Annotated in this window: 13 protein-coding genes, 1 tRNA gene and 2 pseudogenes; 8 read left to right on the plus strand and 8 right to left on the minus strand. The window is 63.6% G+C overall.

Annotated features, from left to right (window positions below; translation table 11 throughout):
* Positions 1-89: 89 nt before the first annotated feature.
* The gene (pbpG, locus tag OKW37_RS16685) at positions 90-1,280 is read right to left on the minus strand and encodes a D-alanyl-D-alanine endopeptidase (protein ID WP_429405205.1); all 1,191 of its coding nucleotides are present in this window, start codon (positions 1,278-1,280) and stop codon (positions 90-92) included.
* Between the two features lie 745 nt (positions 1,281-2,025).
* Between pbpG and OKW37_RS16690 the strand changes: the two genes are divergently transcribed.
* Positions 2,026-2,601, plus strand: a complete 576-nt coding sequence (locus tag OKW37_RS16690) for a phasin family protein (RefSeq protein WP_013089827.1) — start codon at positions 2,026-2,028, stop codon at positions 2,599-2,601.
* Between the two features lie 318 nt (positions 2,602-2,919).
* Here OKW37_RS16690 and lpdA read toward each other — a convergent pair.
* From lpdA to aceE, 3 genes and pseudogenes are all read right to left on the minus strand, one after another.
* Positions 2,920-4,700, minus strand: a pseudogene (gene lpdA, locus OKW37_RS16695) (dihydrolipoyl dehydrogenase).
* A 131-nt stretch (positions 4,701-4,831) separates the two neighbouring features.
* On the minus strand, positions 4,832-6,478 hold the full coding sequence (aceF, locus tag OKW37_RS16700; RefSeq protein ID WP_429405201.1) for a dihydrolipoyllysine-residue acetyltransferase: 1,647 nt from the start codon (positions 6,476-6,478) through the stop codon (positions 4,832-4,834).
* Between the two features lie 83 nt (positions 6,479-6,561).
* A complete protein-coding gene (aceE, locus tag OKW37_RS16705; protein WP_184056410.1) occupies positions 6,562-9,258 on the minus strand; it encodes a pyruvate dehydrogenase (acetyl-transferring), homodimeric type in 2,697 nt (898 codons plus the stop codon).
* Between the two features lie 275 nt (positions 9,259-9,533).
* On the opposite strand from aceE, the gene fixL reads away from it, so the two are divergent.
* From fixL to OKW37_RS16725, 4 genes are all read left to right on the plus strand, one after another.
* Entirely contained in the window at positions 9,534-12,050 is a 2,517-nt protein-coding gene (gene fixL, locus OKW37_RS16710; protein WP_221309019.1) for a PAS domain-containing sensor histidine kinase, read from the plus strand.
* On the plus strand, positions 12,047-12,691 hold the full coding sequence (gene fixJ / locus OKW37_RS16715; RefSeq protein ID WP_062129599.1) for an oxygen response regulator transcription factor FixJ: 645 nt from the start codon (positions 12,047-12,049) through the stop codon (positions 12,689-12,691). Before fixL ends, fixJ begins: the two co-directional genes overlap by 4 nt.
* Positions 12,692-13,139: 448 nt before the next feature.
* Positions 13,140-14,003: a bifunctional methylenetetrahydrofolate dehydrogenase/methenyltetrahydrofolate cyclohydrolase FolD gene (gene folD, locus OKW37_RS16720; RefSeq protein WP_429405197.1), complete on the plus strand. Its 864-nt coding sequence runs from the start codon at positions 13,140-13,142 to the stop codon at positions 14,001-14,003.
* Positions 14,004-14,326: 323 nt separating this feature from the next.
* Positions 14,327-16,432: a M3 family metallopeptidase gene (locus OKW37_RS16725; RefSeq protein ID WP_429405195.1), complete on the plus strand. Its 2,106-nt coding sequence runs from the start codon at positions 14,327-14,329 to the stop codon at positions 16,430-16,432.
* Positions 16,433-16,562: 130 nt separating this feature from the next.
* Here OKW37_RS16725 and OKW37_RS16730 read toward each other — a convergent pair whose 3' ends face one another.
* On the minus strand, positions 16,563-17,864 hold the full coding sequence (locus OKW37_RS16730; protein WP_429405193.1) for an amidohydrolase family protein: 1,302 nt from the start codon (positions 17,862-17,864) through the stop codon (positions 16,563-16,565).
* 163 nt (positions 17,865-18,027) lie between these two features.
* Here OKW37_RS16730 and OKW37_RS16735 point away from each other — a divergent pair, with 163 nt between their 5' ends.
* Positions 18,028-18,726, plus strand: a complete 699-nt coding sequence (locus OKW37_RS16735) for an aspartate/glutamate racemase family protein (protein ID WP_184057359.1) — start codon at positions 18,028-18,030, stop codon at positions 18,724-18,726.
* Between the two features lie 152 nt (positions 18,727-18,878).
* On the opposite strand, the gene OKW37_RS16740 is transcribed toward OKW37_RS16735, so the two are convergent.
* Both OKW37_RS16740 and OKW37_RS16745 read right to left on the minus strand, forming a co-directional pair.
* Positions 18,879-19,169, minus strand: a complete 291-nt coding sequence (locus tag OKW37_RS16740; RefSeq protein WP_429405191.1) for a contact-dependent growth inhibition system immunity protein — start codon at positions 19,167-19,169, stop codon at positions 18,879-18,881.
* A gap of 7 nt (positions 19,170-19,176) precedes the next feature.
* On the minus strand, positions 19,177-19,986 hold the full coding sequence (locus tag OKW37_RS16745; protein WP_429405189.1) for an RNase A-like domain-containing protein: 810 nt from the start codon (positions 19,984-19,986) through the stop codon (positions 19,177-19,179).
* A gap of 140 nt (positions 19,987-20,126) precedes the next feature.
* Between OKW37_RS16745 and OKW37_RS16750 the strand changes: the two are divergent.
* Positions 20,127-20,222 (plus strand): annotated as a pseudogene (locus tag OKW37_RS16750) (aspartate racemase); the annotation flags it as partial.
* A 222-nt stretch (positions 20,223-20,444) separates the two neighbouring features.
* On the opposite strand, the gene OKW37_RS16755 reads toward OKW37_RS16750, so the two are convergent.
* A tRNA-Met gene (locus OKW37_RS16755) sits at positions 20,445-20,521 on the minus strand.
* A gap of 637 nt (positions 20,522-21,158) precedes the next feature.
* Here OKW37_RS16755 and OKW37_RS16760 point away from each other — a divergent pair.
* A complete protein-coding gene (locus OKW37_RS16760) occupies positions 21,159-21,404 on the plus strand; it encodes a GNAT family N-acetyltransferase (protein WP_429408378.1) in 246 nt (81 codons plus the stop codon).
* The last annotated feature ends 1 nt before the right edge of the window (position 21,405 follow it).

Consider the following 21,405-nt stretch of genomic DNA (forward strand, 5'->3'; position numbering starts at 1 on the left):
ATGAAAAAAGCCTCGCATCCGCGAGGCTTTTTCTTTGCACGTCAGCTGCAGCCGGACTGACTACCACCGGCTGAGTATGCGTTGCTGCATCAGGTACCCGGACCGCCGGCATCGGCGCTCGTGATACGCGGCTGGTCGCCGCCGTTGTCGAGCCACGTACGCAGACGCGTCGCGTCCGCGAAACGCGAGTACTTGCCCGACGAATCGAGCAGCACCAGGATCATCGGCCGGCCGTGGATGGTCGCCTGCATCACGAGACACTCGCCCGCTTCGTTGATGAAGCCGGTCTTCTGCAGACCGATGTCCCACGTCGGGTTGCGCACCAGCGCGTTCGTGCTGTTGTACGCGAGCGTGCGCTTGCCGGTGTACACCTCATAGCTGTGATCGGTCGAGAACTTGCGGATCAACGGGTACTGATACGCCGCGTTGACCATCTTCACGAGATCGCGCGCGCTCGACACGTTCATGCTCGTCAGACCGGTCGGGTTCTCGAAGTGCGTGTCGTTCATGCCGAGCTGCCTGGCCTTCGCGTTCATCGCCGCGAGGAACGCCGGACGGCCGCCCGGGTAGTAGCGCGACAGCGCCGCCGCCGCGCGGTTTTCCGACGCCATCAGCGCAATGTGCAGCATGTCCTCGCGCGACAGCACCGAGCCCACCGACAGACGCGAACCGGTGTTCTTCTCGTAGTCGCGGTCTTCGTCGGTGACTTCGATCTGATCGGTCATCGGCTCTTTCGAATCGAGCACCACCATCGCCGTCATCAGCTTGCTGATCGATGCGATCGGTACCACCGCGCGCGAGTTCTTGTCGAACAGCGTCTCGCCGCTGTTCTGGTCGATCACATAGGCGACGCTCGAGCGCAGCATCAGCGCGTCCGGCGTCTCGTGCAGACCAAATGCCTGGCCGACGCTCGGCTGGCGCGGCTCGTACGCGACGCGTCGCATCACCGAACGGTGTCGGCCGTTCGCCGTGAACGTGACGCGCTTGCGTTTGACGACGGCGTGCGGGGCATCTTCATCCGCCGCAGCGGCTTTCACGGCCTCACCCTTGCCGGCTTTCGCCGCATGGCTCGGCACCTTTCCGGTGGCGGCCGCCTGCGCCGGCTTCCTGGCAGTTTTAGCGTGTTTGGAAATTTTTGCGGATGCAGCAGACGTAGCTGCAAAAGTGCTGACAGGCGTAGCGAACGCCGCTGCGACGGCCAGCGAGACGGCCACCGACAGAGCGGTGCTGCGCGCCGCGCCGTGGAGCACTTTTAGCGACGAAAACATGTCGGTTTTCATGGGTGTTCGATAGGGAGCGGCGAGAGGTTTCCGCAAGTGTAGTAAAGCAACGAAAAATTAGCAATTTGAAGCACTTATACGCGCTCCTTAAACCGGCTTGTCAGCTCCGATCGCGAAAACACGAATAAGTGCCGCGCCTCGATCGAAAAAAACGATCGTCGCCAGCAAGCCTCGCCATCGCCGCCCGGCCCAATCGAGCAGATCATTGCAGGATAACGGCAATTTTGAGACAACCTTGATTCGGGGAAATACTGTCAGAGCACAGGCGGAAACTACCGCGCCGCGCCATGAAGGCGTTGCGAGCGTGCGACGGACTTTTTTAAGTGTCCGACGAAAGTCGCTAACGCGCGTTCGACTGCCATCGTTCTTTAACGTTCCTTGTCATCTTGTGGTTTACATCGAATTGATGATGATCGGTCTTTCAGGGGCGAATCGCTGCCACACGGAAAAATAATCTCCCGACGGCCTGCTGAACGGTTGGTTTATGTCGCACCAGCACGGGGCAACGAGCAATCGTTCCACGTCATATTAATGACATGCCTACTGTATAACCTATTGTTTTGTCGGCATTTTCTTAACATTGTGCAACGCACAAAAAACGCTTGACATTCCTTGTGGGCATCCTAAAATGGGAACCATTGCTGCGATGCACAAAACATCGCGGTCCGGGGAGACGATGAATCTGCGTCTCGCCACCCACCCAATGCGGTCCGCACAGACCGGCCGCAATCCAGGAGCGTAAACCATGACTCTGCTGACCCCTGAGCAATTCGCCGCAGCCCAGAAAGCCAACTTCGAAACCCTGTTCGGCCTGACGACCAAAGCATTTGAAGGTGTCGAAAAGCTGGTCGAACTGAACCTGCAAGTTGTGAAGTCGACGCTCGCCGAAAGCCAGGAAAATGCCCAACGCGCGCTGTCCGTGAAGGACGCGCAGGAACTGCTGGCACTGCAAGCAAGCCTCGCGCAGCCGGTGGCTGAAAAGGCGCTGTCGTATGGCCGCCATGTGTACGAAATCGTTTCGGCAACGCAGGGTGAATTCACCCGCGTCGCGGAAGCGCAATTCGAAGAGCAAAACCGCAAGGTTCAGGCGCTCGTCGAAAACGTCGCCAAGAACGCACCGGCCGGTTCGGAAACCGCTGTCGCCGTGATGAAGTCGGCTATCACCGCCGCCAACACCACGTACGAAACGGTCCACAAGGCAACCCGCCAGGCTGTCGAAATCGCCGAAAGCAACTTCAACGCAGCTGCAACGGCCGCTTCGAAGGCAGCTTCGCAAGCCGCTGCGCAAGCATCGCGCGCCGCCGCCAAGAAGGCCGTCTAAGCTTCACGCGTCAACACGCCAGGCTTTATGCCTCGTGTCGTCTTTCACGCCGGCCCAGCCTATGCGCTGCGCCGGCGTTATCGCAAGCAACAGCGTCGTGCCGTTGCCGCTTATACGGTTTGATGAGCCGAACGCTCCGATACGTTGCAATGACGTATCGTTTGCCCGGCCGTCAAGCCGGGATTTTTTTGCCCGCCACTGGCCGCCACGAAAACAGAAACGGCGCGCTCCGCCATGGAGCGCGCCGTTTTTGTTTGCCGTACGGCTCGACCGGCTTTGCCGCGCCCGCATGTCGTCATGCAGGCGCGGCGCACCGCGTTACTTCTTCTTGACGGGCGGCAGATCGGTACAGACGCCTTCATACAACTCGGCCGCCATGCCGATCGATTCGCCGAGCGTCGGATGCGGATGGATCGTCTTGCCGATATCCGTTGCGTCCGCGCCCATCTCGATCGCGAGACAGACTTCGCTGATCAGGTCGCCCGCGTTCAGACCGACGATACCGCCGCCGATCACGCGATGCGTTTCCTCATCGAACAGCAGCTTCGTGAAGCCCTCGTCGCGACCGTTGGCGATCGCGCGACCCGATGCCGCCCACGGAAACACCGCCTTGCCGAACTTGACGCCTTCGGCTTTCAGCTGGTCTTCCGTCTTGCCAGCCCAAGCCACTTCCGGATCGGTGTAGGCCACCGACGGAATCTGCAGCGCGTCGAAGTACGCCTTCTCGCCATGCGCGGCTTCCGCCGCCACGTGGCCTTCGTGCACGGCCTTGTGCGCGAGCATCGGCTGACCGACGATGTCGCCGATCGCGAAGATGTGCGGCACATTCGTGCGCTGTTGCCTGTCGACTTCGATGAAGCCGCGATCCGTCGCCGCGACGCCGGCCTTTTCCGCGCCGATCCGCTTGCCGTTCGGCGAGCGGCCGACGGCCACCAGCACGAGGTCGTAGCGTTGCGGCTCCCGGCCGGCGCCTGCTCGCCCTCGAACGACACGTAGATGCCGTCGTCCTTCGCTTCGGCGGCGATGGTCTTGGTCTTCAGCATCACGTTCGCGAAACGCTTGCTGTTGTACTTCTCCCAGACCTTGACCAGATCGCGGTCCGCGCCGGCCATCAGGACGTCGAGCATTTCGACCACATCGATGTTCGCGCCGAGCGTCGAGTACACGGTCGCCATTTCGAGACCGATGATGCCGCCGCCGATCACGAGCATGCGCTGCGGAATCTGGCGCAGTTCGAGCGCGCCGGTCGAATCGACGACCCGCGGATCTTCCGGAATGAACGGCAGCTTCACCGCTTCCGAGCCCGCTGCGATGATCGCCTGGTTGAACCTGACGACCTTCTTGCCGCCCTCGGTCTGCACTTCCATGTGGTTCGGATCGACGAACGCACCCGTACCGACCACCACTTCGACCTTGCGCGCCTTCGCCATGCCGGCGAGACCGCCTGTCAGCTTCCTGACCACGCCGGACTTGAAATCGCGCAGCTTGTCGAGATCGATCTGCGGCTTGCCGAACGTGATGCCGTGCGCGGCAAGATCAGCCGCTTCGTCGATGACGAGCGCGGTGTGCAGCAGCGCCTTCGACGGGATGCAGCCGACGTTCAGACACACGCCGCCGAGCGTCGGATAACGCTCGACCAGCACGGTCTTCATGCCGAGGTCGGCGGAGCGGAACGCGGCCGAATAACCGCCGGGGCCCGAACCGAGCACGAGCATGTCGCACTCGATGTCGGCGCTGCCCGAATAGCTGCCGGCTTGCGCAGCCGGTGCGGCGGCCTTCGGCGCCGCAGCGGCGGGCGCCGGCGCGGGAGCCGCCTTCTCGGGCGCTTTCGGCTCCGCAGCGGCCGCAGCCGCGCCGCCCGCCGTTGCCTCGACGAGCGCGATGACCGTGCCCTGCGAGACCTTGTCGCCCGGCTTGATACGCACTTCCTTGACGGTGCCGGCGGTATCGCTCGGCACTTCCATCGACGCCTTGTCGGATTCGAGCGTCAGCAGCGACTGCTCTTTTTCGATGGTGTCGCCCGGCTTGATGTTGACTTCGATGACGTCGACGTCCTTGAAGTCACCGATGTCCGGCACTTTTACTTCGACGAGACTCATGGTGTCCCCTTCTCTTATTGATCGATGATGAGCGGCGCCTTCGACGCGCACAGCGCACGCGAACGCGCGGACGGCGCGACGCGGATCGGTCGAAACCATCCGCGCCCGCGCCGGCGGACCTCACCAGCCGGTCAAAGAATCACACGCCGGAAATCGGCAAGAATCGAACCGAGGTATGCGTTGAAGCGCGCGGCTTCCGCTCCGTCGATCACGCGATGGTCGTACGACAGCGACAGCGGCATGGTCAGGCGCGGCTCGAACTGCTTGCCGTCCCACACCGGCTTCATCGCGCTGCGCGACAGGCCGAGAATCGCGACTTCAGGCGCATTGATGATCGGCGTGAAGTGCGTGCCGCCGATACCGCCCAGCGACGAGATCGAGAAGCAGCCGCCCTGCATCTGGTCCGGCTTCAGCTTGCCCTCGCGCGCGGCCTTCGACAGGTCGGCCATTTCCTTCGCGATGTCGACGAGGCCCTTCTTGTCCGCGTCGCGAATCACCGGCACCATGAGGCCGTTCGGCGTGTCGGCGGCAAAACCGATGTGGTAGTACTGCTTGAACACCAGGTTGTCGCCGTCGAGGCTCGCGTTGAAGGTCGGGAATTTCTTCAGGGCCGCCACGCAGGCCTTGATCACGAACGCGAGCATCGTGAACTTGACGCCCGCCTTCTCGTGTTCCTTGTTCAGCTTGACGCGCAGCGCTTCGAGCTCGGTGATGTCCGCTTCGTCGTTGTTCGTGACGTGCGGGATCATGACCCAGTTGCGATGCAGGTTCGCGCCCGAGATCTTCTTGATACGCGACAACGGCTTCGGATCGATCGGACCGAACTTCGTGAAGTCGACCTTCGGCCACGGCAGCAGATTCAGCTCGCCACCGCCGGCGGCCGGCGCGGCCGCACCAGCCGGCGCCGCGCGCTGGCCCGTCATCACGCCCTTCACGAACGCGGTCACGTCGGCCTGCGTAATGCGGCCCTTCGGACCGGTGCCCTTCACCTGGCCGACGTCCACCCCGAGTTCGCGCGCGAACTTGCGCACCGACGGCGACGCATGGCTCGGATGACGCGAGCCGCCTTCTCCAGCCGGGATCAGCGGCGCCTGCGCGAGCGCGGACGGCGCGGCCGGTGCCGGGGTCGGCGTGGCCGGCGCGTCGAACGGCTTTTCAGTCGGCGCCTTCGCGGCCGGTGCCGGCGCGGGTGCCGGGGCAGCGCCGCCTTCCGCTTCGATCACGACGATGACCGAGCCTTCCGACACGGTATCGCCAACCTTCACCTTCACTTCCTTGACGACGCCGGCGGCCGAGCTCGGCACATCCATCGTCGCCTTGTCGGATTCGAGCGTGACGAGCGACTGTTCCTTCTCGACACGATCGCCGACCTTCACCGCGATCTCGATCACGGGAACGTCTTTGTAGTCGCCGATATCCGGCACCTTGATTTCCTGCACGCCACCGCCTGCCGCCGCGGGTGCGGGCGCCGCAGCGGTAGCTGCCGCCGGCGCAGGAGCAGGAGCCGGTGCGGGCGCCGCGGCAGCGGCAGCGGCGTTGGCGCCTTCCAGCACGATGATCAGCGTGCCTTCGGACACCGCATCGCCGACCTTGACCTTCACTTCCTTGACGACGCCGTCGGCCGAGCTCGGCACATCCATCGTCGCCTTGTCGGATTCCAGCGTAACGAGCGATTGCTCTTTTTCGACGGTGTCACCCGCCTTCACCAGCACCTCGATCACAGGGATGTCCTTGTAATCGCCGATGTCCGGCACCTTGACTTCGATCGCTTGACTCATTGTTAGTGTCTCCTGGGCCGCGCACGCCGCCGGCCCCTCGCGACGAGGAGCAAGCGCGTGCATCGTGGCACACGGGTGATGCCTTAGACGGTCATCGGGTTGGGTTTGGCGGGATCAAGGTTGTACTTCTTGAGCGCCTCGGCGACCACCTTGCGTTCGATCGTGCCTTCGTCCGCCAGCGCGTTCAGAGCGGCGACCGTGACCCAGTAGCGATCGACTTCGAAGAAGTGACGCAGCTTCTCGCGCGTGTCCGAACGGCCGTAGCCGTCGGTGCCCAGCACGACGAACTTCTGCGGCACGAACGCGCGGATCTGCTCGGTCAGCGCGCGCACGTAGTCGGTCGATGCGATGACCGGACCCGGCGCATCCTTCAACAGCTTCTCGACGTGCGACAGCTTCTTCTCTTCGGTCGGGTGCAACAGGTTCCAGCGCTGCACTTCGTGACCTTCGCGCGCGAGCTCGGTGAAGCTCGGCACGCTCCACAGGTCGGCGTTGACGCCCCAGTCGTTTTTCAGCAGGTCGGCCGCGGCGATCACTTCGTTGAAGATCGTGCCCGCGCCCATCAGCTGCACGTGCGGCGCCTTTTTATCGGCTGCGGTCTTGCTGAACGAGTACATGCCCTTGATGATGTCGGCCGCCACGGTCTCGCCCTGCGGGATCGCCGGGTGCTCGTAGTTCTCGTTCATCACGGTGACGTAGTAGTAGACGTCTTCCTGGTCGGCGACCATGCGGCGCAGACCGTCCTGCACGATGACCGCGAGTTCGTAGCCGAACGTCGGGTCGTAGCTGATGCAGTTCGGCACCGAAGCCGCCCACATCAGCGAGTGGCCGTCTTCGTGTTGCAGGCCTTCGCCGTTCAGCGTCGTGCGGCCCGCCGTGCCGCCCAGCAGGAAGCCGCGCGAGCGCATGTCGCCAGCGGCCCATGCGAGGTCGCCGATGCGCTGGAAACCGAACATCGAGTAGAAGATGTAGAACGGGATCATGATCTCGCCGTGCGTCGAGTACGACGTCGCGGCCGCGATCCAGTCGGCCATGCCGCCGGCTTCGTTGATGCCCTCCTGCAGGATCTGACCGGTCTCCGACTCACGGTAGAACATCAACTGGTCGGAATCTTCCGGCACGTACTTCTGGCCGTCCTGATTCCAGATACCGATCTGACGGAACAGACCTTCCATGCCGAACGTACGCGATTCATCCGGCACGATCGGCACGACGCGCTTGCCGAGCGTCTTGTCCTTCAGCAGGATGTTCAGGATCCGCACGAACGCCATCGTCGTGGAGATCTCGCGGCCTTCGCCCGTGCCCTTCAACAGCGGCTCGAATGCCGACAGTTCCGGCACCGGCAGCGACTCAGCCTTCTGACGACGCGCCGGCAGATAGCCGCCCAGGTCCATGCGCTTCTGGCGCATGTATTCGAGTTCCTTCGAGCCTTCCTCGAACGTCAGGTACGGCACGTCGACGATCTGCTCGTCCGTGATCGGCAGACGGAACTGGTCGCGGAACTTCTTCAGCTGCTCCACCTGCATCTTCTTCTGCTGGTGGGTGATGTTCATCGCCTGGCCGGCTTCGCCCATGCCGTAGCCCTTGATCGTCTTCGCGAGGATGACGGTCGGCTGGCCCTTCGAATTCGTCGCTTCCGTGAACGCCGCGTAGATCTTGTGCGGATCATGGCCGCCGCGGTTCAGATTCCAGATGTCGTCGTCGGACCAGTCGGCGACCAGCGCCTTCAGCTCCGGCGTGTTGAAGAAGTGTTCGCGCACGAACGCGCCCGACTCCGACTTGTACGTCTGGTACTCGCCGTCGACGACTTCCATCATGCGGCGCATCAGCGCGCCCGACTTGTCGCGCGCGAACAGCGCGTCCCAGCGGCTGCCCCAGATGACCTTGATCACGTTCCAGCCGGCGCCGCGGAATTCGCTTTCGAGTTCCTGGATGATCTTGCCGTTGCCGCGCACCGGACCGTCGAGACGCTGCAGGTTGCAGTTGATCACGAACACGAGGTTGTCCAGACGCTCGCGGCCGGCCATGCCGATCGCGCCGAGCGATTCCGGCTCGTCCGTTTCGCCGTCGCCGAGGAAGGCCCAGACCTTGCGGCCGTCGGTCTTCGCGATGCCGCGCGCCTGCAGGTACTTCATGAAGCGCGCCTGGTAGATCGCCATGATCGGACCCAGGCCCATCGACACGGTCGGGAATTGCCAGAAGTCCGGCATCAGCCACGGATGCGGATACGACGAGATGCCCTCGCCGCCGACTTCCTGGCGGAAGTTGTCGAGCTGCTTGTCGGTCAGGCGACCGAGCAGGAACGCGCGCGAGTAGACACCCGGCGACGAGTGGCCCTGCACGAACACGAGGTCACCGCCGTGCTCGGCCGACGGTGCGTGCCAGAAGTGGTTGTAGCCGACGTCGTACAGCGTGGCGGCCGATGCGAACGACGCGATGTGGCCGCCGACGTTGGTTTCCTTGCCGGCGCGCAGCACCATCGCCATCGCGTTCCAGCGGGTGTACGAGCGGATACGGTGTTCGATGTCCTGGTCGCCGGGGTTCTTGGCCTGGCGCGCAACCGGAATCGTGTTGATGTAAGGAGTGTTAGCGGAGAACGGCAGATGTTCGCCGTGCACGCGTGCGAATTCGATCTGTTTTTCGATCAGGTAGTGGGCACGGTCAGGGCCTACTGCAGAAATCACGCCATCCAGCGCTTCCAGCCATTCGCCGGTTTCCTGGGGATCGTCGTCTTTATCGGCGGCGACATATTTCATGACTTCGTCGGGTACAGCGGACATGCTCGTCTCCTGGGTATGGGGAACGCACTTTGAACAGACGACGCGGACGCAGGAATGGCCGCGGCAGCTCCGGCCGATTGTAATAAGGGTCCCGACGTCAGCGCAACCAAATTTTCAAATTACGAGATCAATTCTCATAATGCGGAAAATTGCTGCGACGCAACCTGGTTTGACTGCCGATCGACTGATCCGCCGGCTAGTTTGCGCCGATTAACTGCACTTTCCGTGCTTTTTTGCGCCATTTGTCGGGGACGCGCTGAGCTACAATGCCACGCATGTTGACCGAACGGCTCTTCTCTCGCTCGGCGCGCACCGCGGGTTCGCCGGCGGATTCGTCGCCGTCCTCGCGCTGGCACCACGGACCCTGGTGGTCCAATTCCTATTTGCTGACGCCGCTCCTGTCGATCCTGGTGTTCCTGGTCGTCATGAGCCTGATTCTGTGGAGTCTGAACCGGCGCGAGCAGCAACAGCAGGAAGACACGCTGTACCGCAACGTCGCGTGGGCGCAGCAGCAGATCCGCCTGTCGATGACGGGCGCGCAAGAGCAGATCCAGGCACTCGCGCGCGACCTCGCCGCCGGCCATGCCGACGAGCATTCGTTCCAGGTGAGCACCACGGACATCATGCAGGGGCATCCTGAGATCCTCTACATGAACTGGTACACGGGCCAGCAGCAGCCGCGCTGGCCCAACGCCGCGCCGCCGGTGCTCGGCCAGCGGCTCGCGCGTCCGAACGACGCGCAGATGGACGAAGCTGTCAAGGCCGGCTTCGCCGAGGCGCGCAACACGCGCCGCCAGGTGTACTCACCGCTCATCTACGACGACCTCGGCAACGGCTTCATCACGCTGCAAACGCCGATCTTCCGCGACCGCGATTTCCTCGGCACCATCGCCGCGGTGTTCTCGGTGGAAGGCATTCTGAAGCGCGACATCCCGCCCGAGCTGTCGGCCAAATACAAGATCTCGATCATCGACGCGAACAACCGCGAGTTGACCACCACGTCGACCCGCCCGCGCCTGCCGCGCGACATGTTCTACGACCTGCCGCTCGACCCGCCGGGCCAGGGCATTTCGGTGCGCGTGTACGCGTTCCCGCAGATCACCAACTTCACGAACAACACGCTGGTGTGGCTGGTGGCCGGCCTCTCCTGCTTCGTACTGTGGAGCCTGTGGAGTCTGTGGAAGCACACGCGCCAGCGCTTCGAGGCGCAGCAGGCGCTCTACGCGGAAGCGTTTTTCCGCCGCGCGATGGAAAACTCGGTGCTGATCGGCATGCGCGTGCTCGACATGCACGGCCGCATCACGCACGTGAACCCGGCGTTCTGCCGCATGACCGGCTGGGACGAAAGCGACCTCGTCGGCAAGAGCGCGCCGTTCGCCTACTGGCCGCGCGACGCGTACCCCGAGATGCAGCGTCAGCTCGACATGACGCTGCGCGGCAAGGCGCCCTCGTCCGGCTTCGAGCTGCGCGTGCGGCGCAAGGACAGCTCGACGTTCCACGCGCGGCTCTACGTGTCGCCGCTGATCGACAGCTCGGGCCGCCAGACCGGCTGGATGTCGTCGATGACCGACATCACCGAGCCGAAGCGCGCGCGCGAAGAGCTCGCCGCCGCCCACGAACGCTTCACGACCGTGCTCGAAAGCCTCGACGCGGCGGTGTCCGTGCTCGCCGCCGACGAAGCCGAGCTGCTGTTCGCGAACCGCTATTACCGGCATCTGTTCGGCATCCGCCCGGACGGCCACCTCGAACTCGCGGGCGGCGGCTTCGACGCCTCGCAGGCGTCGTCCGATTCGATCGACATGGTCGACACCTTCGTCGGCCTGCCCGCCGCCGCGTTGACCGAAAGCGCCGCCGACGCGCAGGAAATCTACATCCCCGGCATCCAGAAGTGGTTCGAGGTGCGACGCCAGTACATCCAGTGGGTCGACGGCCACCTCGCGCAGATGCAGATCGCGACCGACATCACGACCCGCAAGCGCGCGCAGGAACTCGCGCGCCAGCAGGACGAGAAGCTGCAGTTCACGAGCCGCCTGATGACGATGGGTGAAATGGCCTCGTCGCTCGCGCACGAACTGAACCAGCCGCTCGCCGCCATCAATAACTATTGCTCCGGAACCGTCGCACTGGTTAAATCCGGTCGAACGACGCCCGACAATCTGCTGCCGGTACTCGAAAAGACCGCGCAGCAGGCGGTGCGCGCCGGCATGATCATCAAGCGTATCCGCGAGTTCGTGAAGCGCAGCGAGCCGAAGCGGCAGGCCACGCGGGTCGCGGATATCGTCGCGGACGCGGTGGGTCTCGCCGAAATCGAGGCAAGGAAGCGGCGCATTCGCATCGTTACCGATCTGCGCTCGCGGCTGCCGGTGATCTACGTCGATCCGGTGCTGATCGAGCAGGTGCTCGTGAACCTGCTGAAGAACGGCGTCGAAGCGATGGCCGAAGCGCGCCCGAACGCGGTCGACCCGGTCATCCGCGTGGTCGTGCGACTGGAGAGCGGCTTCGTCTGCATCAGCGTCGTCGACCAGGGGCCCGGCGTCGACGAAGCGACCGCCGAGCGTCTGTTCGAACCGTTTTACAGCACCAAGTCCGATGGCATGGGCATGGGGCTGAACATTTGCCGTTCGATTATCGAATCGCACCGCGGCCGTCTGTGGGTGGTCAACAACGTCGAATCCGACGGCCACATCACGGGCGCCACGTTCCATTGCAGTCTGCCCATTGGGGAGCCTGACGGCCCGAGCAACGGCGGGTCCGAGGCGCCGATACCACAAACCGTTACGGGAGAGCTATGAACAGCCCAGTCACCACACAGGAAACCGTGTTTGTCGTCGACGACGACGAGGCCGTGCGAGATTCGCTGCGCTGGCTGCTGGAGGCGAACGGCTACCGCGTTCAGTGCTTCTCGAGCGCCGAGCAGTTCATCGACGCATGGCAGCCGCATCAGCATCCGGGCCAGATCGCGTGTCTGATCCTCGACGTGCGGATGTCCGGCATGAGCGGGCTCGAGTTGCAGGAACGCCTGATCGCCGACAACGCGTCGCTGCCGATCATTTTCGTGACGGGCCACGGCGACGTGCCGATGGCGGTGTCGACGATGAAAAAAGGCGCGATGGACTTCATCGAAAAGCCGTTCGACGAAGCCGAACTGCGCAAGCTCGTCGAGCGCATGCTCGACAAGGCACGCAGCGAAAGCACCAGCGTCCAGCAGCAGCGCGCCGCGGCCGAGCGCCTCGGCAAGTTGACCGCGCGCGAGCATCAGGTGCTCGAGCGGATCATCGCGGGCCGCCTGAACAAGCAGATCGCCGACGACCTCGGCATCAGCATCAAGACGGTCGAAGCGCATCGCGCGAACATCATGGAAAAGCTGAACGTCAACACGGTCGCCGATCTGCTGCGACTCGCGCTGTCGAACAAGCCGCAAACGGCGCAGTAACAGAGGCACGGGCGGCCTTTCGTTCGGAGGGGCCGTTGGTACGTGGCCGCCATCCGTGGCGGTTGCGTCGCCGGTTCGCGACGGCCTGACCGACGCCGAGTCCGACGTGCGGGTGGCGTGCGAGCGGCCTGCCTGCCCCGCCGCTCGCGGTGCGCTTCCTGGCCGCCACAGGACCGCCGCCTCACATCCCGGACGCTCCCACGCGCGCCGCGCGCCCCGAATCCACCGCGAAGGCGCGCCCCCGCGCCGGTATAATGTCGGACTTCGCAGCGGCGCCTTGCCCGAACCGGCAACGCGCCTGTCGCAGGGCGACGGGGCTCCGTGGCTCCGTCAGCCAGCCGAAGCACGCCGTCGCGCGCCCCGCCGCGCGAGCGCTTCGCCCCGCCTGCCAAACCGTCTGTCCCGACCTGATTCCCGATCCCAATCTCGACCCAACGTTCGACCGACCATGACAGCCAAACTGATCGACGGCCTCGCCCTCTCCAAGACCCTGCGCGCCGACGTCGCGGCGCGCGCCGCCGCCCTGACCGCCCGCGGCCATCAGCCGGGCCTCGCCGTGATTCTGGTCGGCGACAATCCGGCCAGCGAAGTGTATGTGCGCAACAAGGTGAAGGCCTGCCACGACAACGGCCTCGGCTCGTCGTTCGACCGCTATCCGGCCGATCTGCCCGAAGCCGACCTGCTCGCGCGCATCGACGAGCTGAATCGCGATCCGGCCATCCACGGCATTCTCGTGCAGCTGCCGCTGCCGAAGCACATCGACAGCCACAAGGTGATCGAGGCGATCGCGCCCGCGAAGGACGTCGACGGTTTCCACGTCGCCAATGCGGGTGCGCTGATGACGGGTCAGCCGCTGTTCCGTCCGTGCACGCCGTACGGCGTGATGAAGATGTTCGCGGCCTACGGCATCGATCTGAAGGGCGCGAACGCGGTCGTGATCGGCCGCTCGAACATCGTCGGCAAGCCGATGGCGCTGCTGCTGCTCGAAGCGGGCGCGACCGTCACGATCTGCCACAGCAAGACGCGCGATCTGGCCGCGCACACGCGCAACGCCGACGTCGTGGTCGCCGCGACCGGTCTGCGCAACATCCTGACCGCGGACATGGTGAAGCCGGGCGCGACCGTGATCGACGTCGGCATGAATCGCGACGACGCCGGCAAGCTGTGCGGCGACGTCGACTTCGCGGGTGTCAAGGAAGTGGCCGGCCATATCACGCCGGTGCCGGGCGGCGTCGGCCCGATGACGATCACGATGCTGCTCGTCAACACGATCGAAGCGGCCGAGCGCGAGGCGGACGCGGCCAAGGCGTAACCGCCGGGCGGTGAGCGCGAGGCGGAGTGAGGCGACTCATCCGTCTCGTCCACCGGGTCATCACCCGCCCTTCTCTCTCGCAGAACCACCGTCTCCTTACCGCGTCGCCGGAACCCGCGGCCCACGCCACGCCCTGCCCCAACGCGCGCCCAACGCGCCGCAACATCTGTTAATTTGTCAGCCGATGGATTGGAATCGGCGCCCCCCGCCCCAATAATGTCCGTAGCCGGTGCAGCCATGCGCCGGGCGTCGAGCGACCCAGCACGAGACGGCACGCGCGAGCGCCGCACCGCCCCCTTCACCCGCGTCAGACAGGAAGCCTTATGTCCACTACCGCCACGCATCAAGACAACCCGCTCCTCGATTTTTCCGATCTGCCGCGCTTTGGCTCCATCCGACCCGAACACGTGACGCCCGCCCTCGACGTGCTGCTCGCCGACGCGGCGGCCGCCGTCGAGCGTGCCGCGCTGCCGGCCACGCCCGCGTCGTGGGCCGACGTCGTCGAACCGGTCGAGCGCGCCACCGAGCCGCTGTCGCGCGCGTGGAGCGTGATCGGTCATCTCAATGCCGTCGCCGATACGCCCGAGCTACGCGCCGTGTACGGCGAGAACCTGCCGCGCGTGACCGAGTTCTGGTCGAGCGTCGGCCAGAATCTCGCGCTCTACGAGAAGTACAAGGCACTGAACGCCAGCGACGAATTCGCATCGCTGAACGGCGAACGCAAGAAGATCCTCAGCAACGCGCTGCGTGATTTCCGTCTGTCGGGCGCCGAGTTGCCGGAAGACCAGAAGCCGCGTTTCGCCGAATTGCAGGAGCGCCAGGCGGCGCTGTCGAAGGCGTTTTCGGATCACGTGCTCGATGCGACCAACGCGTATGCGTACATCGTCGATGCGGGCAACGCAGCGCAACTGGCGGGACTGCCCGAAGACGTGATCGAAGCCGCGAAGGAAGCCGCCGAGCGAGACGGCAAGACCGGCTACAAGTTCACGCTGCACTTCCCGTCTTATTTCCCGGTCATGCAGTACTCGGAAAGCCGTCCGATGCGCGAAGCGATGTATCGCGCATACGTGACGCGCGCGTCCGAGCTTGGCGCGCAATACGGCAACGGCAAGACCGAGTGGGACAACACCCAGGTGCTCGCCGACGAATTGAAGCTGCGCGCCGAAGAAGCGCAGATGCTCGGCTACGGCAACTTCGCCGAAGTGTCGCTCGCGCCGAAGATGGCCGAATCGCCGGCGCAGGTAATGGCCTTCCTCGAAGACCTCGCGACGCGCGCGCGTCCGCATGCCGAGCAGGACTGGAAAGAGCTGCGCGAATTTGCCGCGAGCGAACTCGGCATGACCGATCTGCAGCCGTGGGACATGACGTTCGCCGCCGAGCGCCTGCGCCAGAAGCGCTATTCGTTCTCGGAAAACGAAGTGAAGCAGTACTTTCCGGAAGATGCGGTGTTCAAGGGCCTGTTCAAGGTCACCGAGACGCTGTTCGGCGTGCGCATCCGCCGCGACGAAGCGGCCGTCTGGCATCCGGACGTGCGCTTCTTCCGCGTCGAGAATCAGGACGGCGGCCTCGTCGCGCAGTTCTATCTCGACCTGTATGCACGCGAAGGCAAGCGCGGCGGCGCCTGGATGGACGACGCGCGCGGCCGTCACAAGCTCGCGCATGGCGCGGTGCAAACGCCGGTCGCGTATCTGACCTGTAATTTCTCGGCGCCGGTCGGCGGCAAGCCCGCCTGCTTCACGCACGACGAAGTGATCACGCTGTTCCATGAGTTCGGCCACGGCTTGCATCACATGCTCACGCGCGTCGATGAGCTCGGCGTGTCGGGCATCAACGGCGTCGAATGGGATGCGGTCGAGCTGCCTTCGCAGTTCATGGAGAACTTCTGCTGGGAGTGGGACGTGCTGTCCGACATGACCTCGCACGTCGATACCGCGAAGCCGCTGCCGCGCGAGCTGTTCGACAAGATGCTCGCCGCGAAGAACTTCCAGAGCGGCCTCGGTACGCTGCGGCAGATCGTGTTCTCGATGTTCGACATGCAACTGCATACCGGCTTCGACGCGAACGGCGCGAAGAGCGCCAACGAACTCGCGCGCGAAATCAACGAACGCTTCCACGTCGTGCCGCAAGCGCCGTTCTCGCGTTGGCCGAATACGTTCAGCCATATTTTCGCGGGTGGTTATGCGGCCGGCTACTACAGCTACAAGTGGGCCGAAGTGCTGTCGGCCGACGCGTACGCGGCGTTCGAGGAAGCCGCGCAAGCCGCGGGCAGCGTGCTGGATCAGTCGACCGGGATGCGTTATCGTCGCGAGATTCTCGAAGTGGGCGGCAGCCGTCCGGCGATGGAATCGTTCAAGGCGTTCCGTGGCCGCGAGCCGAATATCGATGCGCTGCTACGGCATAACGGCATGGCGCCGGGTGCCGCGCACTGAGCGATTGAAACGTCGCGAAGATCGTTCGTTCGGCCTGGATGCGATGGCGCTCAATGAACGATGCCGATAGAAAAACCGGCGGTCTGCTCGCGCAGGCCGCCGGTTTGTCATTGATGCGCGAGATACGTCGCTACGCGCGATGCAGCTTGAAATCGACCTGCTCAGGCCGCCCTTCGAGCGATAACGACACGCTCGCGGCCGGCGCGCGGCCGACCACCCTGCCCCGGCTCACCACCACGAGCCGCGCGGCGCGCAGACGGATCGCCTCGAGCTCGTCGCGCGCATCGAGCACGACGAGATTGGCCGCGCATCCGGGCGCGATGCCATAGTCTTCCAGACCGAGAATGCGCGCCGCGTTCACGGTCACCGCGTCGAAACAGGCGTGCATGCCGTCGACGCTGGTCATCTGCGCAACATGCAGACCCATCTGCGCGACTTCGAGCATGTCGGCCGAACCGAGGCTGTACCACGGGTCCATCACGCAGTCGTGGCCGAACGCGACCGTGATGCCCGCGGCCAGCATCTCCGGCACCCGCGTCATGCCGCGCCGTTTCGGGTACGTGTCGCTGCGGCCTTGCAGCGTGATGTTGATCAGCGGATTCGCGATCGCCGCGACGCCCGACTCGCGAATCAACGGCAACAGCTTGCTCACGTAGTAGTTGTCCATCGAATGCATCGACGTCAGGTGCGAACCGGCGACACGTCCGTGCAGGCCGAGCCGGTGCGTTTCGGCCGCGAGCGTTTCGATGTGGCGCGATAGCGGATCGTCCGATTCGTCGCAATGCATGTCGACGCGCAGGCCCTTTTCGGCCGCGTACTCGCACAGCATGCGCACCGACTGCGCGCCGTCGGCCATCGTCCGCTCGAAATGCGGAATGCCGCCGACCACGTCGACGCCCATGTCGATCGCGCGCTTCAGATTATCGAACGCGCCGGCGCTGCGCAGCAGACCGTCTTGCGGGAAGGCAACCAATTGCAGATCGAGATACGGCGCGACGCGGCGCTTCACTTCGAGCAATGCCTCGACCGCGAGCAGACGCGGATCGCACACGTCGACGTGGCTGCGGATCGCGAGCAGGCCGCGCGCGACCGCCCAATCGCAATACTGCATCGCGCGTTCGATCAACGCTTGCTGCGTGAGCTCGGGCTTCAGCTCGCCCCATAGCGCGATGCCTTCGAGCAGCGTGCCCGACGCGTTCACGCGCGGCAAACCGTACGACAGCGTCGCGTCCATATGGAAATGCGGGTCGACGAACGGCGGCGTGACGAGCGAACCGGCCGCGTCGATTTCGTCGCGCGCGCTCGCGGCCAGGTTCGGCTCGACGGCGACGATACGGCCCGCGTCGATGCCGATGTCGACTGGGGTCTGGTGATGCGGGGACAGCTGGGCGGCACTGCGCGGCAGCGTCGCGTGGCGGATGATCAGATCCATGTTCGCTCCGGTTGATCGCGTTCGGATTCGCTACGATTCTATCGGCGCCAGAAAAATGCGGGCACCGATGCGTACCGGCGCGCAGGCCGAAATCCGTACCGGCTGCGCGCAATGCGACGCGCCTATACTCGCCGTTTCGGCCATGCATTGACGGAGCGTACAGATGAAAACGATCGGCGTGATCGGCGGAATGAGCTGGGAGTCGTCCACCGAGTATTACCGGCTGCTGAACCGCCACGCGAAGGCGCGGCTCGGCGGCCATCACAACGCGCGCAGTCTGCTGCTGACCGTCGATTTCGCGTCGATCGAGGCAAACCAGCGCGCCGGCGACTGGCACGCGCTCGGCGAACAGATGGCCGACGCCGCGCGCCAGCTCGAACGCGGCGGCGCCGATCTCGTGATTCTTGCGACGAACACGATGCATCGCGTGTGCGAATCGATCGAGCAGGCGATCACGGTACCGTTCCTGCACATCGCCGATCCGACCGGCGCGGCGCTGCGCGCGGCGGGCGTCGAGCGGGTGGGCCTGCTCGGCACGCGCTACACGATGGAGCAGACGTTCTATATGGGCCGGCTGCGCGAGCGCTATGGACTCGACACGCTCGTGCCTGATGAGGACGAACGCGCGGACGTGCACCGCATCATTTACGACGAGCTATGCCACGGTAACGTGGCCGACGCGTCGCGCAAGGTTTATCAACGCGTGATCGAGCATCTGGCCGCGCGTGGCGCGCAGGCGGTGATACTCGGCTGCACCGAGATCACGCTGCTGATCAAGCCGGAAGATTCGGTGCTACCGGTGTTCGATACCACTGCGTTGCATGCGCAGGCGGCGGTGGAGTGGGCGATCGGGGCGGAGTGAAAATGGGCGCGGGGCTCTGGTTTTGCGCCGGAAGGAAAGCGGATTCGCCTCCCTTTGGCGGTGAGAGAAGGCGCGAGTCGAAAGCGATAGATCGACGTCCCGTGCATAGACGTCGGACCGCACGGAACTGTGCGCAACTGGCTACAAGCCGATTATTCGCTCAGAACTCGCTGGATCTCGTCGAGAAAAGAGGCGGTTGTGTAGCCCCCGCCTTCGGGACGAAACCCCCTCCTGAACACCTGTTTGAAAGTGGCGTCCAGGTCACTCGGATGTTCGCTCCTGAACGAGTCAATTTCGCGAATCAAATTTTCATAATCGTAAGGGCTGTCTTTCCTGTAACACGCGACAATTTCTTGCACGTTCTCCCCGAACAGGTCGAAGTCCTGGCCGAAATACACATTAAAAATATGCTCCATTGCTGGATAGCGCTCGGAGTAACTCATTGATTTCTCATTCAAGGTAGGCGGTAAGGACGTAATATGGCATGCCGTTATAGGTTTCGTATTTCAGGACGACGAACACCTGGTTCATGCGCGTGAGTGTGCCTGTTTCCCGCGTCACTCCATATCCAATGTCGCCTGAGACGACTTTGGTTACCATGATCGTCGCGCTTCGAGTCGAAGACTGCGCCCACGTCCTGATTCTTGCAGCATTGGCATCCACTGCTTCAGAAATGGCACGTTCGGCCTGCTCGAGATTTGTAAATGACGACACGATGTCTCGCCCGGACTCGCGTTTCAGCCGCTCCCTGAGCCATGCTTCGTCCTTGCCAACGTGCTTCTGGAGCGTGTGCCCTCCGAGCCCTGGATTGAGCGCTTTCGCCTCGTGCATTTGCAGATGGATCCGGCCCGTCCTAACGCTGGCCGCGCGTGCAGCCTTGATCGAGCCAGCAAAGCCGAACGGCACGGCCATATCGATAGACAGGCCGATCTGGTCTGCCATGTCAGGGCTGACCCGCATCGCCTCTGCCAGCTTCGCCGTGCCCTGCTGAGTCAAGGTGGCGGTATCGCGCCCTGTCCAGACCTGACGCAGGCCCGCCTCGGCCGTGTCCGAACCATGCGCCCCGAACACTACACACCCGGCCTTGCTTGCCATCGTCGGTTCGGGCAACACGCACAGCGCTGCCGCTCCAGCCATTTCAAGCACCCCGCCGACACCCTGCAAACCGCCCCACAGACGGTTGGAAAGCATTTCGGTGGGGTTAATCGAGTGGCGAGCCAGCACGGCCGACAGTTGCGGGGCGCTCAGCACCACGCGCACGCTGTCTGAATCCTGTTCATATGACGTCTGAAACCTACTCCTGGTCGTTGGGACGACCAAGCTAACCGTTGGTTTAGACATCGGATATGGGCGATGGATGATTCTTGCGTCCCATCGGTCAACGAAGATTCGGATACTGACTCGCGCTCGGCGAACGGATGGCCAACGCCGCGCGCCAACTCGAACGCAGCGGCGCCAATCTCATGATCCTCGCGACGAACACGAGCCGGAAGATTCAGTGCTGCCCGGCTTCGATACCGCCGCGTTGCATGACGAGGCGGCGGTGCAGTGGGCGATTGGAGGAGAGTGACGATGTGCTCGAGGCCTCGATCCCGCGCGAATCGTGTTGCATCTATTCACGCGCGCACAGCGTACGCAGCGAGCGCCACAAGCAAAACGTAGCGCCGAAAGTCAAAAAGCCCGCATGGCTTGCGCGATGCGGGCTTTCAACAATGCTTTGGTTGCGGGGGTAGGATTTGAACCTACGACCTTCGGGTTATGAGCCCGACGAGCTGCCAGACTGCTCCACCCCGCGTCAGAGAAAAAGAGTATATCGGATCGCTGACACAACGTCAAATGTTGGCGCGAAATACATATCGAGTGCGGTCGAGCAAGCGGCACATTCGCGCGGCGCGATGCGTCGCACGCGCTACGAAACATCGCAACGGCAAGTTGCACACTCCCCGCTCGCGCACGCGATAAGATGCGGGACTACCGCGAATCGGAGCAACTGGCCGGGACTTCATTCATCGAGCCTCGCCCGCGCGAACGCAACAACGCAAGAAGCTATCTTCATCGTTGAGCGGACTTGATATGACGTATCCACCCGATGCAATTCTTGCTGCGCTGCCCGTGAAAACCTCTTTGCTCAAGTTGCTCAGGCATCGGCACCCATGCACGAGGAATCGACACGGCATTTAAATTTTTCTGCCGGGAGCACGGTCGCCCATGCTCATGCGTATTGCGCCATGAGTCGTCCCTTCGTGCTTCCAATCGATCATCAATTTGCGTAAGCGGGGATACCTGTTCACGCGATATCCTTCCAGATGAAAGCCCCAATTGGCGAGCTTTCCAACTGGCTATGCCTGGAGGAAGCTGTGGGCCTGAAGTAACATCGGCTATAGCCGCCCTGCCGATAGTTGCCACATCAGTGAGACCGCCATGACACTTCTATCTTTGGTCTCGCATCCTTCCAGGCGCGTCATCTCAGGTTCCCGGTATCGCGGCGCTTCGAAGGTCGCGGCTTCGCGCGCGAAGGGTTGAGCAACGCAATCGACCACGTCTTTAGCACGCTGCAACTGCATCGCGTAATGGCGAATTACCGGCCCGACAATCTGCGCAGCGCGCGACTCCTCGAGCGGCTCGGCTTCGAAAACGAAGGCCTCGCGCGTGCGTATCTGAAGATCGACGGCGCGTGAG

The sequence above is a fragment of the Paraburkholderia sp. MM5482-R2 genome (genome assembly GCF_050436125.1).
Taxonomy (GTDB): Bacteria; Pseudomonadota; Gammaproteobacteria; order Burkholderiales; family Burkholderiaceae; genus Paraburkholderia; species Paraburkholderia tuberum.

What these genes read in the sequence shown, in the direction of transcription:
- fixJ (WP_062129599.1), top strand. Translation starts at nt 12,047, where the DNA reads ATGAACAGCCCAGTCACCACACAGGAAACCGTGTTTGTCGTCGACGAC.
- OKW37_RS16730 (WP_429405193.1), bottom strand. Translation starts at nt 17,864, where the DNA reads ATGGATCTGATCATCCGCCACGCGACGCTGCCGCGCAGTGCCGCCCAG.
- OKW37_RS16690 (WP_013089827.1), top strand. Translation starts at nt 2,026, where the DNA reads ATGACTCTGCTGACCCCTGAGCAATTCGCCGCAGCCCAGAAAGCCAAC.
- folD (WP_429405197.1), top strand. Translation starts at nt 13,140, where the DNA reads ATGACAGCCAAACTGATCGACGGCCTCGCCCTCTCCAAGACCCTGCGC.
- aceE (WP_184056410.1), bottom strand. Translation starts at nt 9,258, where the DNA reads ATGTCCGCTGTACCCGACGAAGTCATGAAATATGTCGCCGCCGATAAA.
- OKW37_RS16725 (WP_429405195.1), top strand. Translation starts at nt 14,327, where the DNA reads ATGTCCACTACCGCCACGCATCAAGACAACCCGCTCCTCGATTTTTCC.
- OKW37_RS16740 (WP_429405191.1), bottom strand. Translation starts at nt 19,169, where the DNA reads ATGAGTTACTCCGAGCGCTATCCAGCAATGGAGCATATTTTTAATGTG.
- OKW37_RS16735 (WP_184057359.1), top strand. Translation starts at nt 18,028, where the DNA reads ATGAAAACGATCGGCGTGATCGGCGGAATGAGCTGGGAGTCGTCCACC.
- fixL (WP_221309019.1), top strand. Translation starts at nt 9,534, where the DNA reads ATGTTGACCGAACGGCTCTTCTCTCGCTCGGCGCGCACCGCGGGTTCG.
- aceF (WP_429405201.1), bottom strand. Translation starts at nt 6,478, where the DNA reads ATGAGTCAAGCGATCGAAGTCAAGGTGCCGGACATCGGCGATTACAAG.
- pbpG (WP_429405205.1), bottom strand. Translation starts at nt 1,280, where the DNA reads ATGAAAACCGACATGTTTTCGTCGCTAAAAGTGCTCCACGGCGCGGCG.